This window comes from Paenibacillus sp. UASWS1643, assembly GCF_008693195.1.
Lineage (GTDB): Bacteria > Bacillota > Bacilli > Paenibacillales > Paenibacillaceae > Paenibacillus > Paenibacillus amylolyticus_B.
Window position 1 is genome coordinate 73,637 of the sequence record NZ_VXKZ01000097.1, and the last position, 13,614, is coordinate 87,250.

Annotated in this window: 12 protein-coding genes; 6 read left to right on the top strand and 6 right to left on the bottom strand. The window is 45.2% G+C overall.

The window, feature by feature from the left end:
• The first annotated feature begins 221 nt into the window (after positions 1-221).
• Positions 222-1,277, top strand: coding sequence for an ankyrin repeat domain-containing protein (locus tag FE296_RS05995; RefSeq protein ID WP_150364498.1), 1,056 nt, complete (start codon positions 222-224; stop codon positions 1,275-1,277).
• Positions 1,278-1,371: 94 nt separating this feature from the next.
• Here the strand turns inward: FE296_RS05995 and FE296_RS06000 are convergent, their stop codons facing one another.
• Positions 1,372-2,346 carry a tRNA dihydrouridine synthase gene (locus FE296_RS06000; protein WP_124118585.1) on the bottom strand — a complete coding sequence of 325 codons (975 nt, stop codon included), beginning with the start codon at positions 2,344-2,346 and terminating at the stop codon, positions 1,372-1,374.
• 339 nt (positions 2,347-2,685) lie between these two features.
• On the opposite strand from FE296_RS06000, the gene FE296_RS06005 reads away from it, so the two are divergent.
• Complete coding sequence (locus tag FE296_RS06005; RefSeq protein WP_150364499.1) at positions 2,686-2,892, top strand: DUF2536 family protein; 207 nt, start codon at positions 2,686-2,688, stop codon at positions 2,890-2,892.
• Between the two features lie 739 nt (positions 2,893-3,631).
• Positions 3,632-5,410 (top strand): leucine-rich repeat domain-containing protein, encoded by a 1,779-nt coding sequence (locus FE296_RS06010; RefSeq protein WP_223868785.1) that lies wholly within the window; start codon positions 3,632-3,634, stop codon positions 5,408-5,410.
• Between the two features lie 267 nt (positions 5,411-5,677).
• On the opposite strand, the gene FE296_RS06015 is transcribed toward FE296_RS06010, so the two are convergent.
• Positions 5,678-6,268: a TetR/AcrR family transcriptional regulator gene (locus FE296_RS06015; protein WP_150364501.1), complete on the bottom strand. Its 591-nt coding sequence runs from the start codon at positions 6,266-6,268 to the stop codon at positions 5,678-5,680.
• A 104-nt stretch (positions 6,269-6,372) separates the two neighbouring features.
• Between FE296_RS06015 and FE296_RS06020 the strand changes: the two genes are divergently transcribed.
• Entirely contained in the window at positions 6,373-7,353 is a 981-nt protein-coding gene (locus FE296_RS06020; RefSeq protein ID WP_223868786.1) for a ketopantoate reductase family protein, read from the top strand.
• 191 nt (positions 7,354-7,544) lie between these two features.
• Here the strand turns inward: FE296_RS06020 and rlmD are convergent, their stop codons facing one another.
• Both rlmD and FE296_RS06030 read right to left on the bottom strand, forming a co-directional pair.
• A complete protein-coding gene (gene rlmD, locus FE296_RS06025) occupies positions 7,545-9,344 on the bottom strand; it encodes a 23S rRNA (uracil(1939)-C(5))-methyltransferase RlmD (RefSeq protein ID WP_150364502.1) in 1,800 nt (599 codons plus the stop codon).
• A gap of 29 nt (positions 9,345-9,373) precedes the next feature.
• The gene (locus FE296_RS06030) at positions 9,374-10,255 is read right to left on the bottom strand and encodes a diacylglycerol kinase (RefSeq protein ID WP_124118576.1); all 882 of its coding nucleotides are present in this window, start codon (positions 10,253-10,255) and stop codon (positions 9,374-9,376) included.
• 525 nt (positions 10,256-10,780) lie between these two features.
• Here FE296_RS06030 and FE296_RS06035 point away from each other — a divergent pair.
• On the top strand, positions 10,781-11,497 hold the full coding sequence (locus FE296_RS06035; protein WP_150364503.1) for an NPP1 family protein: 717 nt from the start codon (positions 10,781-10,783) through the stop codon (positions 11,495-11,497).
• Positions 11,498-11,592: 95 nt separating this feature from the next.
• Here the strand turns inward: FE296_RS06035 and FE296_RS06040 are convergent, their stop codons facing one another.
• Positions 11,593-11,751 (bottom strand): DUF4395 family protein, encoded by a 159-nt coding sequence (locus FE296_RS06040; RefSeq protein ID WP_317889401.1) that lies wholly within the window; start codon positions 11,749-11,751, stop codon positions 11,593-11,595.
• A 65-nt stretch (positions 11,752-11,816) separates the two neighbouring features.
• Positions 11,817-12,743, bottom strand: coding sequence for a ketopantoate reductase family protein (locus FE296_RS06045; RefSeq protein ID WP_150364504.1), 927 nt, complete (start codon positions 12,741-12,743; stop codon positions 11,817-11,819).
• Positions 12,744-12,911: 168 nt separating this feature from the next.
• Here FE296_RS06045 and FE296_RS06050 point away from each other — a divergent pair, with 168 nt between their 5' ends.
• A complete protein-coding gene (locus tag FE296_RS06050; protein ID WP_150364505.1) occupies positions 12,912-13,481 on the top strand; it encodes a TetR/AcrR family transcriptional regulator in 570 nt (189 codons plus the stop codon).
• The last annotated feature ends 133 nt before the right edge of the window (positions 13,482-13,614 follow it).

Below are 13,614 nucleotides of genomic sequence, written 5' to 3' on the forward strand. Positions count from 1 at the left end.
AAATTGCGGTGATCATCTCTAATATTTTTCAATCCGTCTCCAGTATCAACATTCATCTAAATTATAACATAGCAAAACAAATTGACGATGGAAGAAACCCAGTTATTGGTTTTAAAATTCCCTATGTGATAAAATTGCAGAAAATTATCTACTTACTATTAAATCGTCATAGCCTACCATTGGAAGATACGTTGTTATTCACAAAAGAGAGGAAGAGTGTAATGGCTACGAAGAAAGCAACCTTACCTGCTCATATGGAAAAACTCGTTAAAGATAATGATATCGCTACCGTAAAAGAGGTTTTCGAGCAATGCGAATGGGATGCCCGTGGGGGATACAGCAAAGGTACGACCCTCAGCTTTCGTCAAATATCGGATGAAGTGGTCCGCTGGCTGGCAGAGCAAGGGGCAGATATTAATGCACGCGACAAATATCAACGCACTCCCTTACATGCCCATGCCTCACACTGGTCAGGAAATGTACCCCTGTTCCTTGAATTAGGTGCGGATCTGGACGCTGTGGACTACCAAAATGAAACACCGTTACATGCAGCGGTCAGTGGATATAGAACCACAGTGGTTCAAGCATTGGTAAACCAAGGCGCTACGATTAACGTAGAAAATAAACAGGGAAATACGCCACTAGCCAAGGGCTTAGTCAATTGCCAGAATAGCGATATAGTCAATCTGGCAGAGATTGCCGCAATTCTGCTGGTTGCCGGAGCATCGGTCACCCCGGATATGAAAGAATCGGTGAAGCGGATCGGTAAGGATTTTGAATTCGTCCGCGAGAAGTTCAATAAGGACAAGGTCGATGAAGTTTCAGACGCGCTGATCAAACTGTACCAGTTATTTGATGTCGAGCCGGTAGTGAATCGGATCATGCACGATGGGACTACCCCCATTCAGGTAAAGGCAACCACTTGGACCAAACAGCACCAAGAGCTGTGGGAATATCTCATCCCGGCCCAAGGCCACGCTCAAACGGTGCAGGGAGAGGTCATTCGCATCACAGGACGTGTGTCCCATGAAGTATTGGATAATGGCGGTGGAAACTGGGATGCGGAGTATCGCAAGATGCTGGATGCACTGATTCGTCACCTGGGCTCTGGTACGCCACTAGCTCCTGCACTTCTCCAAGAGGCAGCAGATTTGGTCAGCAGACTTCACAATGGATACGATTTTGATGCGCCTGCCAGATTATCTGAGTTGGCGGTATTATGGGTGCTTGCCAATCCTCAGCCAACTGCTATAGAGAAGCCAGAGTATACGCGTTAAACAGCAAAGCAAAAAAAGAAGCGGAAAAGTTACCGCTTCTTTTTTTTATTAAATCTACCTGAATCATACTTCGTATCCATGATTACGGCTTACTCTACTCCACCTGTTCATTACTTTCAAACTCATTGAGCAATTCGCGTACTTTAGAAGTGGTTTTGGCGTTCATCAAGCTGTTTCTCAGCTCACTAGCACCGCGGAAGCCACGAACATAGATTTTGAAAAAACGGGCGAGCGGGCTGAACGAACGCGGTTCAAGCTCGGAATATTGATCATGCAGGTCCAGATGCAGCCGTAGCAGATCAAGCAATTCCTCACTGCTGTGTTCCTTCGGCTCCTTCTCAAAAGCAAACGGATTCTGGAAGATACCGCGTCCAATCATAATACCATCCACACCATATTGCTCCACGAGTCTCAGGCCTGTTTCACGGTCAGGAATATCCCCATTAATCGTCAGCAATGTATTAGGAGCTATCTCATCACGAAGTTTTTTAATCTCCGGAATCAGTTCCCAGTGAGCGTCTACTTTGCTCATTTCTTCTCTCGTCCGCAAGTGAATGGACAGATTCACGATGTCTTGCTGCAAAATATGAGTTAACCAGTCGCGCCATTCATCGACCTCAGTAAATCCAAGACGCGTTTTTACACTGACCGGCAGCCCCCCGGCTTTCGCCGCCTGAATAATCTCCGCCGCAAGGGCTGGCCGGCAGATCAATCCGCTTCCTTTTCCATTCTCGGCTACATTCGCTACCGGACAGCCCATATTGATATCGATGCCTTTAAATCCTTCTTTCGCCATACCGATACTCATCTCACGAAAGAATTCCGGTTTATCTCCCCAGATATGAGCTACAATCGGCTGTTCGTCCGCTGTAAATGTCAGACGCCCGCGCACACTATGGTGCCCCTCCGGGTGACAATAACTCTCTGTGTTCGCAAACTCCGTAAAAAACACATCCGGTCTGCCCGCTTCACCTACGACATGCCGAAACACAACATCCGTCACATCTTCCATGGGTGCCAGTATAAAAAATGGTCGTGGCAATTCACGCCAAAAGTTTTCCTTTGTCATCTCAAAAGCTCCTCTATACATTCCAGGACAGTCTTTGTCCTCATTAATAGTAAAAACAGTAAATTACGTAACTCATGCATCTGCTTGCCTATCAGCTTCTTCACTTATACCATGCAAATGTAACTTTGTTCAAACAGCAGTATCTGTTATTACTTCCATTGGATCTTCAGATTAATGATGAAAGTTCGTTGAATCTGGAATTGCCCTTTCCAGATTCTATCACGTCTTTATTAGATTTTCAGCCCGATTGCTCTTGCCGAACTGGAAAAGCTCCTCTAAAATGAAGCTCGGCAGGTATTTAACCTGCAGATCGACATTTGGAGGAGGCATGACTTAAATATGGAAATCTCACTGGATATAATTGAAGATAAAGTCGAATGCTTGCAGGCTTATGACTTTCATGAACTGGCGCGAGTGATTGAAGAACGAATTGAAATCAATAAAGCGCTGATGCTGCGTGTGAAGCAAGTCCAACATCAAGTAACATTTGATCCTATTCGCACCAAAATGTTATATAGTGCAGTCGTGCATTTTGCCGTAGATTGAATTGATTAAGGATATAAGAATATGCGATTGCGGAAAAAGATAATCGGCAGGTTATCCAGAAGATAACTTGCCAGCCAAAGCAAGATGTAACTAACCAGTTCACCCTGCAACCTGCTCTTAAAAAAGTAAACGATTGTTTCATCCATCCTGATCTATCTATACACTACACCTCAGGCTTCAAATGTTTAATTACAGATACGCACAAAATGGTCATCCCTACACCAAAGCCTGATATGGATAATGGACCAAGTAGAAATCGCATAACTTCGCTCTTTACTTCAAAACTTGTGAGCATAACAACCATACAGATCACCGTGAAAATCCCCACAGTTAACGTGCCTATAACATCATTCAATGAATGATTTTTGCTCACGAGCAATCGTAATTTTATTTTCCTTTAGAATAGGCAGCTCCAATAATAAATAAACCGTCCCGGTAAAGGCAGCAGTTCGCTTGATGATGTCTAATGCCTCCCCTCTGCCCTACTTAAAGAAGATCAAAAAGGAGCTGGATTCCCTACTCCTTCGCTATGTGAAACTCCTTTCTCTCATCAAACGTAAATTCACAAGGTATAATGAAAGCAGATCACCGTTCAGCATGATCTTATGAACATCATAATGAAATGAAGGAGAGGACATTCGTGGCGTTTATCCCGTTAAACTGTCCCAATTGCAATGGAAGAATTGAATACAAGGAGGGTGAGATTTTAAAGTGCCCCTATTGTGAAACAGAGCTTTTATTGAAGCAAAATCATGTCTATTACGTAGACCAGACCATTAATCATTACCACGGGACAGTTCCTGAGGCGACGCCGAAGCCGTCCGTCTCCGTCTCCATCCCCCTAAGGCTGTTATTGGTCCTGCTGCTTGTCATATCAGGCGCCATCGGTACATATTTTTATTATAGCAACAGCTCCACCTATTCAAAAACAGAAGCCAATCTGCCTGTACGAAAGATGCCCGAAAGTGAGGTTCTGCTCTCCTTTTTGCGAGATATCTTCGATAAAGGGTCTGCCTTGCCAACAGAGGAGGAATTGGCTCGTATTCGCTATTTAACCGTAGAGCATTCGGAGAATGATCAGTGGACATTTACATATAGCCTCTCCGATCCCTTCAGCGATGAACAGGCCGAGAAAATCACTTATGTTACTCAGGACAAGAAACTGAATAGCCAGCGGATTGATCAGCGAGATTTTGAAGCTTTTAAGGGACTGACGGCATTGGACCTGACGAATAACTATGAAATCTCCCAGACGGACCAAACCACTTTTGCCCATATGTCCGGATTAAAAAGTTATGGAGGCGCTTTTAACGAATCCTTTAGTACATTTTCGGGCTACTTTGGCGACAAAACTAAAATTACGGAGCTTTCCACTCAACTTCGCAGCAATCAGGAATTGGCCATGCTGCTGGAGTTTCCTAATCTGAGCTCGTTATCGATTACCTATGTGGATGAATCCGTAACAGATTTCTTTCTGTTGAACAAGCTACCGCTCAAGTCCCTGTCGCTCACCTTTGTCGATGAACTGGGATGGTTGTCCTCCATGACCGGGCTGTCATCCTTATCCATACAGTACAGTGAAACCACAGACCTGCAGCCGCTGTACGCCTTGACCCAGCTTCAGGAGCTTCAGCTATCCTTTTTAACGAATGTAAAGTCCATCGACTTTGTACAAAATATGCCTGCTCTACAAACACTTGATCTCGAAAACGTAAACTTCTCAAGCCTGGAGCCCTTGGCCGACAAGGCCTCCATTACTACACTACGTCTGGCTTCTCTAAGTCAGCTTAGTTCGGTAAAGGCCATAAACAGTCTGCCCTCTCTGCGGGAATTAACGTTGTCCGGTTACTACGAGAAAGCAGAAGCGCTGACATTGCCTAATGTGGGGCGAGTGGAAATTCCAAGCTCCTTTCTCACTGGGCTAAAGGCCCCGGCTACAACCCGTCTGACGCTCCGTGGCGGAAGCGGGGAATTGAACTTGGCTGCGCTGGGGAAATTCCCGAAACTGGAGCAACTCTCGCTCTCGGAGATCGATGAAATAACCCGTCTTGGTGCCCTGGACGGCTTGCCTCGTCTAGAGACTCTGAACATTTACGACTCTTCACTATATAAGGAGAGCGATGCTTTATTTCGTTTAAAGCAGGTGAAATCTCTGATGTGCTCCGAGTGCAGACTGAATTTTGAGCAAAAATCGGCCGCAGAGAACGGCGTGCTTGAACATTTGACCTTAGAGCAGCCATATTTCAGCATAAACAACACCTCTGTTACTGAAGTTGACCAGATGATGCCTTACTTTGCCAACATGTCCGCTCTACGTTCCTTCACTCTGCAAGATAGCAATTTGGCTTCTCTCGAATTCATGAGTAACTGGCAGGCCATAGAAGAGCTTCATCTCGAGAACGATGCCATTTCCAATATCGAGACCCTAAGTCAGCTGCCTAATCTGCAAAAGGTATATCTATCCGGTAATTCCGTACAAAACAAGTCAGTAGTTGGTGCGGGTGTGCATGTGTACTAATTACCGCTTGGGATGATGGAGTGAGGAGTTTTAGACTACTGTAGTAAATGAATGGTATTGAAACAAAGACAAGAAGGGGTTCGAGAATTATGTATAAATCTCGAACCCCTTCTGTTTATGTTAGTTTCTAACCAACATCGCCACCGACTCCACATGGGATGAGTGCTGACGGTATAATAACAGGCTCTTGCAAAATGATTACGGAAGCGACCCTCGTACCAGGGAATCTGTTATAGTCAGGCCCTTATTCTCCTTCTCCTCGTCCTTTTACTTTGTATTCAAATCAGAGCGCTTCGGATTGAACGCGCCAAAGATATGATACGGTGTTATCCCCCTTGCAAATAGGCTATCGATCAGCTTGACCAATTCTTCTGATGATAGATCTTTGTCGTTGCGTATCCAAAGACGAAACATAGATATTAATGTTGAAATGTAAAACTCAATGATATATGGTGCCAAGACATCATCTGTTGAAAAATCCACAATCAATCGCTCAAAGGGAATTTCTCTTTTCAAGCGTTCCACAAAATGAACAGAACCATAGTCGCCCAAGAGGGCTTTCAGAATTGAAATGTCCTCTGCATTTTCCAAGCATTGAAGTGCATCCTGGAACGTATGTGTAGAAAACTCTCTGCCTGCCATTTCCTCGTTAATGGATTTCAAAACACGCTCTTCAACGCAGTCCAACAACTCATAGATATCTGTAAAGTATTGATAAAATGTACTCCGATTATATCCTGATTGGTTAGCGATCTCTTGTATGGATATTTTTTCGATGGGTTTTCGACTATATAAATCACAGAATACATTTATAAATGTCTGCCTTGTTTTGTCCGTAATTTCAGGTTGCTTTTTCATTATTGCCTCCGTCTGCTGTTCAATCAATTATACGACAGATATTAAAAATCTGATGGTTGATGACCGTATAGTGAATCAATACAATAACATTATACAACACGTTGTTGGATCATCAACAAGGATTAAAATATTTTTTAGGAGGTAATATGAGAATTTTATTCTTTGGTAGAGGTGTCATATCGACCCAGTATGCTTGGGCTTTTGAAAAGGCAGGGCATACCGTTGAGTTTTACGTTAGAAAAGGGAGAAAAGAAACCCTCGGAAGTCATATAGCGCTTGAAATGTGGGACGCACGAAGAGGGAAACAGTTAATCCAAGAAAGCTGGAACATCAAACTGCATGAGGAGATAAGCCCAAATTACGATCTCATTATTGCAAGTGTCAACACGAAGCAACTTCCCGAAGCAGCACAATTACTATCGACTACCGCGGGTAACACCCCGATCCTTATATTCAATAATATTTGGCAGGATTTAAAATCATCGATCTTGCCCTTGTCTATGAACAATGTTGTCTTTGGGTTCCCAGGAGCAGGAGGCGGCATTGAGGACAATAAGCTTAGGGGCGGCTTTTTAAAAACGATATTTCTGGAAAAACCACGGGTAGGCACGGAACAGATAAACAACAAGGTCAAAGAACTATTTGAAAGCGCCCATTTTAAAATCAATTGGACAAAAGATATGCAAAGCTGGCTATGGAATCATTTTGCCATGAATGCGGCGATGGAGACCGAGGTGTTAAAACGAGGAAGTTTCCCAGCAGTCTTGAATCATAGTGACTCATTCGCAAATGTCGGTAAGAGTATGCGGGAAATGACCCCTGTACTTAAAGCAAGAGGCGCAAAGATGGACGCGATTACTCTACTGTTGACCAAGATTCCACCAGCACTTCTCGGCACGCTGTTTAACAAGGTTATTTTTGCAAAGGGCAGCTTACCACGACTTTTCATTGAATACAACAATAGTAAAGCCGGTTTTGCGGTACTTGAAGTTGTGAGAGAAGCAAAAAAGTTAGGCATACCTTTGCCACGTCTTACTGTGGCATTAGAAAACACTGAACAACACAAAGCTATTAAAAACGGATAAACTGGAAAACTGGATATTCAGACCAACATCAACTCTACTAATGATTATATAAAACTATCATCCGACGAACGGAAGCCTCATCAAATACCCTTCGCTGAATGAATGACTTCGGTTAAAACAATTATAGCCCGAGCTTTAGAAGCCTCGGGCTAATTAGCTATATTAAAACAGGTAAATGTAGCTTCAAAACACTACACCCTAACCAACATCGCTACACTCTCCACATGTACTGTATGCGGGAACATATCCACTGGCGTTACCTCAACCGTTCGATATCCGCCATCCTCCAGCACACGAAGATCACGTGCCAGCGTACTCGGATTACAGCTCACATACACCACGCGCTCTGGCTTCATCTCCAGGATCGTCTCCAGCAAACGTGGATCGCAGCCCTTACGCGGTGGATCGACAACAATTACGTCTGCTTCGATACCTTGTTCTTTCCAGCGCGGAATAACGTCCTCGGATGCGCCAACTTCGAATTTCACGTTTTTCATCTCGTTCAAGAGCGCATTGCTGCGAGCATCTTCAATCGCTTCAGGCACGATCTCTACCCCGTACACCTGATCCGCATGTTGTGCGAGGAAAAGAGAGATCGTCCCGATGCCACAATAGGCATCAATTACGGTTTCTTTGCCGGTCAGTCCGGCGTACTCTACCGTTTTGCCATACAGTACTTCCGTCTGCACCGGATTCACCTGGTAGAACGAACGTGCCGAGATGGCAAACTGCACATCACCGATATAATCATAGATTACATCACGTCCCCACAGGAGGCGGGTCTCATCGCCAAAGATAACGTTAGTCTGCTTCTTGTTCACGTTCTGGCAGATGCTCGCCACATGCGGAATGGCTTCACGGATACTGCCAATCCATTCGTCTTTGTACGGAATGTCTCGACCATTCGTAACCAGAACAAGCATCATCTCGCCTGTACGGAACGCCTTCTTCACGACCACATGGCGCAGCAGGCCGCGACCTGTCTCTTCGTTATATGCGCTAATTCCAAAATGACTGCCGATCTCTTTCACCTTCGCAACCACTTCGTCATTGTGCTCATGCTGAATGAGGCAGCTCTCCATATCGATGATCCGATGGCTTCCTTTAGCGTAAAAACCACCTACCAGACCACCCTCGGTAACGCCAATTGGCACCTGTGCTTTATTCCGATAGCGCCACGGCTCGTCCATACCCATCGTAGGCAGTACGCGAATGCCGTGCTCCGTATCTTCTTCGTTCATGACACCTTCGAGGCGAAGTCGAATACGATTGCTGCCAATCATTTGTACTTCAGATGTAGCTGGTTCAGTTGTCTGATTCGCATCATGTTCCAACCGTTCCTCCAGCTTCGCCTCACCAACTGAAGCGTCATCATGCACACGCTGTTCGGCGCCCTCTTTATCGTTCCGCGCGTTGGATGCCAACGTCTCTGCATCCTCCACCATCACGTTCAACTTGCCAATTCGCTGCAAATTATCGACGACCAACTGGCGTTTCCACGCAAGCTGTCCGGCATAACTCATATGCTGGATCTGGCAGCCGCCGCACTGATCGTAGATCGGGCAAGGCGCGGATACACGATCCGGGCTTGCCTTCACGATCTCCAGTAACTTGGCGTAGCCGTACTGCTTCTTGGTTTTCATCACGCGAACACGTACGGTTTCACCTGGAAGCGCACCCTGCACAAAGAGCGTGTATCCATTCGCACGACCTACACCCTCACCGTCATGGTTCATACCAATGATGTCGATGACGGCCTCTTCATTTTTGCTAACAGGCAGTCCTTCGATTGGTGCAGATTCACGCGTTCTCCCCTTTGGACGAACGGCAGAAAGAGATGCGCCTTGTGGCCGCACCTCTTTTCCTTGCTGACGTGGTGATGGACGAGATGATTGACTTGGCTGACGGAACGCTGAAGCGTTCCCTTGCCCCTGAGAGGCAGCCGAATTCCGGCGGTTTTTTCCACGACCGCTACGGTTCGTATTAGACAACGTACATTCACTTCTTTCTTTTTAATATTTTAACGATACAACATCAGATGATGACGCAAATTCGTAAATTTTGCTGGCAATGTGCCGCCCAACTCTCCATCGAGGTTCAGTTGTACATATCCCGGGGACGTAACTTCCATATGACTCGTCTGGAAATGAACCACTTTCTTGTCGTTCAGATGCTCCCCACGCAGCGCGAGTGTTACGAGGCGGATCATATCGGCCAGATTACATTTGCGGACACCAATCACATCGAACAGACCATCATCAATGGTTGCACCCGGAGCCAACTTCTCGAAGCCCCCGACCGAATTGGTATTGGCGATGAGGAATAACATGAATTCATCATGAATCTCTTCCTGACCGTCGGCGCGAATAATCAGCTCCTGGGGAGACAGGCTCGCCATTTTCTCAATACCCTTCATATAATAGGCCAGTTGCCCAATCATCGTTTTCAGACGACTCGGCACCTCATAGGTCAGTTCAGTTAATGAGCCGCCACCGGCGATGTTGATAAAATATTTATCATTTGCTTTGCCCAGATCGAGCGGACGAAGCTGCTGGTTAATGACCAGATCCACGTAATCTTCCCACTGTCTCGGAATGCCGAGTGCCCGTGCAAAATCATTCGTCGTCCCCAAAGGAAACACACCCAGCGGAGGACGGTTCTCCCTCTCTGCCATACCGTTAATGACTTCATACAACGTGCCATCGCCGCCAGCAGCAATAATCATGTCATATCCGCGTTCAATTGCGAGTTCGGCTTCGCGGGTTGCGTCGCCTTCACCCGTTGTTGCGTGACATGAAGCTTCAATACCACCTTGATCCAAACGCTGCAAAATATCAGCCAGACGTTTCTTCATTTCTTCCCGGCCTGAGGTCGGATTATATATTAAGCGAGCTTTTTTCATCTCATACGCCACCTATTCCACATTATCCATGAGTCTAAACGACCTCATATTCTTACGTTGCATCAGTCCACAAAAGGGCATATTTTTTACACAATAATGAACTTCCGTTAATGTTGCTCTAATCTTTCGTCTTACCTATATCTATGCATCAGGAATTCCGTCTCATTCCAAAGCCTTTAACTCCTATCATATCATCAAATGTAAAGATGTCCTAGCCTGTAATCCATAAGTATATTTTTTCATATAGGTACCCACTAATCCATCCATTATCCAATAAACCTCACGCACTGATCCTGAATCTTTCCCACTACCTTTTATGTAAAATAGTCTCATTAATCAACCATTCTGCCCGCTTGGACAGGAATTAGTCTTTGATTTCGATGATCTTCATATGATTATGACATAGATATGCTACAAATTTACAATTCTTAAGATGAAAAGATAAATAACATAAACCTTTTTCCAATATAGTTTTAGTGCACCCTCAACTCAGCACCACATCATACCCGTGAAGGAGAAGTGTAAATGAAAAAAATTGTGTTAATGTTCATGGTTTCGCTTATGGCCTGTATTCCTTGGGTCACCGTTATTGAAGCGGCAGAAATTAATCATGATCAGGTTGTCGGATTCCAGGAAGTTACGCCTGTTACCGTAACGCAACAAGCAGCCAAGCGTTTTCAGCCTTTTCTGAAAGTCTATCATGGTTGCGTACCTTTCCCCGCAGTGGATCAACAGGGCAACACCAGTGCTGGCTTGAACACTTCCGGGTCATCCAATGGAAACTGCAGCTCAAGTACAGGCCAGGTCTACTCCCGTTCCGCATGGCACAATGGAGTATGGGCCATTATGTATTCATGGTATTTTCCCAAAGACTCCCCTTCCACTGGACTCGGCCATCGCCATGATTGGGAAGGAATCGTCGTGTGGGTAGATAATCCGGCAGCGGCCAATCCTCAAATCCTCTCCATCGCGTATTCCGGTCACGGACAGTTCACTAACGTCTCACCGAGCAATACCAACACACAAGGAAACAATCCGTTGATTTCCTATAATAGTACCTGGCCGCTGAACCATGAGCTTGGCGTTACTAATGCTGTGGGTGGAACTCAGCCTTTGATCGGATGGGACGATCTGACTTCTGCGGCACGAAATGCACTCAACACGACGGACTTCGGTAGCGCCAACGTGCCTTTCAACGATAACAATTTTACCAACAATCTGAACAAAGCTTGGTTTAGGTAAAAAAATCCCCTCATAGTGAGCAGCTCACTTGAGGGGGATTTCGTTATGAAGCTATCGTAGTATCCCGGATACCTGTATCACTTCTTTAGCCAACCTCAAAATCCGATTTTCCGCCCTGCAAGCAGCTGTTTATACCAGAAATAGACGGTGCAGCCTACACAATAACCCAGCAGCGCCGCGCTTGCAGCCGCGAGAAGCATAATGGAGAATACATAACCTGCGCCTACCCAGCCAAGCGAGAACGAGATCTCTATATCTCCCTATCCCCATTTTATTAGTTGGTTTTATTGTAGTCGGTATGCAGGGAATGAGCAATACTTCATTTAAGGATAGTAAAATCTCTTTTCAGCACGTCCCAATGGGGAGTCGGGATGCCTGTTGTCTTTTTCCAATCGGTAAATGCATTATTTAACGCCTCAATCTCTCCAAAAGAACCCGCGACCAGCTTATGAACCGGAAGCATGCTATAGATCTTCAACAGAAGGTATAACATCCGTTGATGCTTGCGAATCATTTTAGCCTGAATCTCCGGTATAATCGTTATGCCCATAGCTTCAAGCACGCTGAAGCCTTCATCCATCGCCCTAATCATATGTTGGATTTGCTTTCTGTTCCCGTCCAACTTGATCAACTCACGCTCCTCATTAAAGCTCACCGCATTAAGCATCAGAATGGGGATGATATGGCTTTTCAGCCAGGCATCAATATCGCTCAGAACATTCAACTTGTATTTCACATGTTGGAAAGCTTGCTCCAGCAAAGGTTTAAAGCCTATCTCACCGTCCAGACTGCCAATCACCATTTGTCCGCCACCCCCACCAATCGATAACATGCGGTCCTTTTCACGCTTCCCTCCACTCACCTGGAATCCAAACGCGACCTGTTTTGCCACCTTGCTGTTTTCCTCCAAAAAGTTTTGCATGCTTCGTGCATCTGCGTTGTTTCCCACAATCACAATATTGCTGCTCTGATTGTCTGCCAGAATAGGTAACACAGAAGGAAAATCATTATATTTCATGACAACAAAAATAAGATCATATTGGTCATCCACTTCCAACGTTCTGGTTACCCGAACCGGATCAACTGTCGTTTTGAATTGAAACATATGCCGGATGATGACTCCATCCTTCTCCAGCTCTTCCGCTCGCTTCCCTCTAGCCAGAAGAGTGACATCATTGCCACCGCGCACCAGAACGTGCGCCAGTTGACTGCCCAAAACACCCGCACCATACACTAATATCTTCATTGGTTATCCCTCTATTTCATATATTATCAATATTCGTTGCTTTATGAACATTTGTTGATAAAATAAGAGTAACAAAGCACCTACTGTGCTTCAATCGTTAAAATATCCGTTTTTGTTGAATAATCAACGAATGATTCCTTATTGTTGAAAACCATCATAGGAGGGGCCATGGACAGACGAGTACTCAAGACACGAAAGGCGATAATTGAAGCTTTTGTGGGGTTACTGGAGGAACAGGATTTTGAGCAGATTACGATAAACGAAATTGCTGATCGAGCTAATGTAAACCGAGGAACCATCTATTTGCATTACGCTGACAAGTTCGACCTGTTGGATCAATGCATTGAGACCTATTTGCAGCAGTTGTTGGATGCCTGTATGATCGAAAGCTCTACTACAACACCCGTTACGGCCAAGGATGCGCTGCTCAGAACTTTCCGTTATCTGGAACAGCATGCCACTACCTATACCACACTTCTAACCAAAAAAGGTATTCCGGCATTCCGTAGTAAGTTGATGACATTGTTGGTCCAGGGAGTGGAGGAACAGATGGATGCCTGTGGCATCCAGGAAGGTATGAAAAAAGAGATTACCATACAGTTTCTTGCTTCCGCTGCTGTGGGCCTCCTGGAGTGGTGGATTATGAATTCCATGCCTTATCCGGCCGAGGAGATCGTTGACCAATTGATAGGTTTACTGGAGCTACATCTGCAATTGCACGCACCCATTAATGGATAGCCCAATCTCTTTCAAGTGATCTACAACAAACAAAAACCACGTCCTTCGACGTGGTTTAATTGTTTATAGAGCTATGGAGTTCAAATCACTTGATGCGACATTACTGCGAGCGATGTGATCACATACCTATGCA

Coding starts and splice junctions, on each gene's coding strand:
- FE296_RS05995 (WP_150364498.1), top strand. CDS start 222: ATGGCTACGAAGAAAGCAACCTTACCTGCTCATATGGAAAAACTCGTT.
- FE296_RS06000 (WP_124118585.1), bottom strand. CDS start 2,346: ATGACAAAGGAAAACTTTTGGCGTGAATTGCCACGACCATTTTTTATA.
- FE296_RS06005 (WP_150364499.1), top strand. CDS start 2,686: ATGGAAATCTCACTGGATATAATTGAAGATAAAGTCGAATGCTTGCAG.
- FE296_RS06015 (WP_150364501.1), bottom strand. CDS start 6,268: ATGAAAAAGCAACCTGAAATTACGGACAAAACAAGGCAGACATTTATA.
- FE296_RS06030 (WP_124118576.1), bottom strand. CDS start 10,255: ATGAAAAAAGCTCGCTTAATATATAATCCGACCTCAGGCCGGGAAGAA.
- FE296_RS06035 (WP_150364503.1), top strand. CDS start 10,781: ATGAAAAAAATTGTGTTAATGTTCATGGTTTCGCTTATGGCCTGTATT.
- FE296_RS06045 (WP_150364504.1), bottom strand. CDS start 12,743: ATGAAGATATTAGTGTATGGTGCGGGTGTTTTGGGCAGTCAACTGGCG.
- FE296_RS06050 (WP_150364505.1), top strand. CDS start 12,912: ATGGACAGACGAGTACTCAAGACACGAAAGGCGATAATTGAAGCTTTT.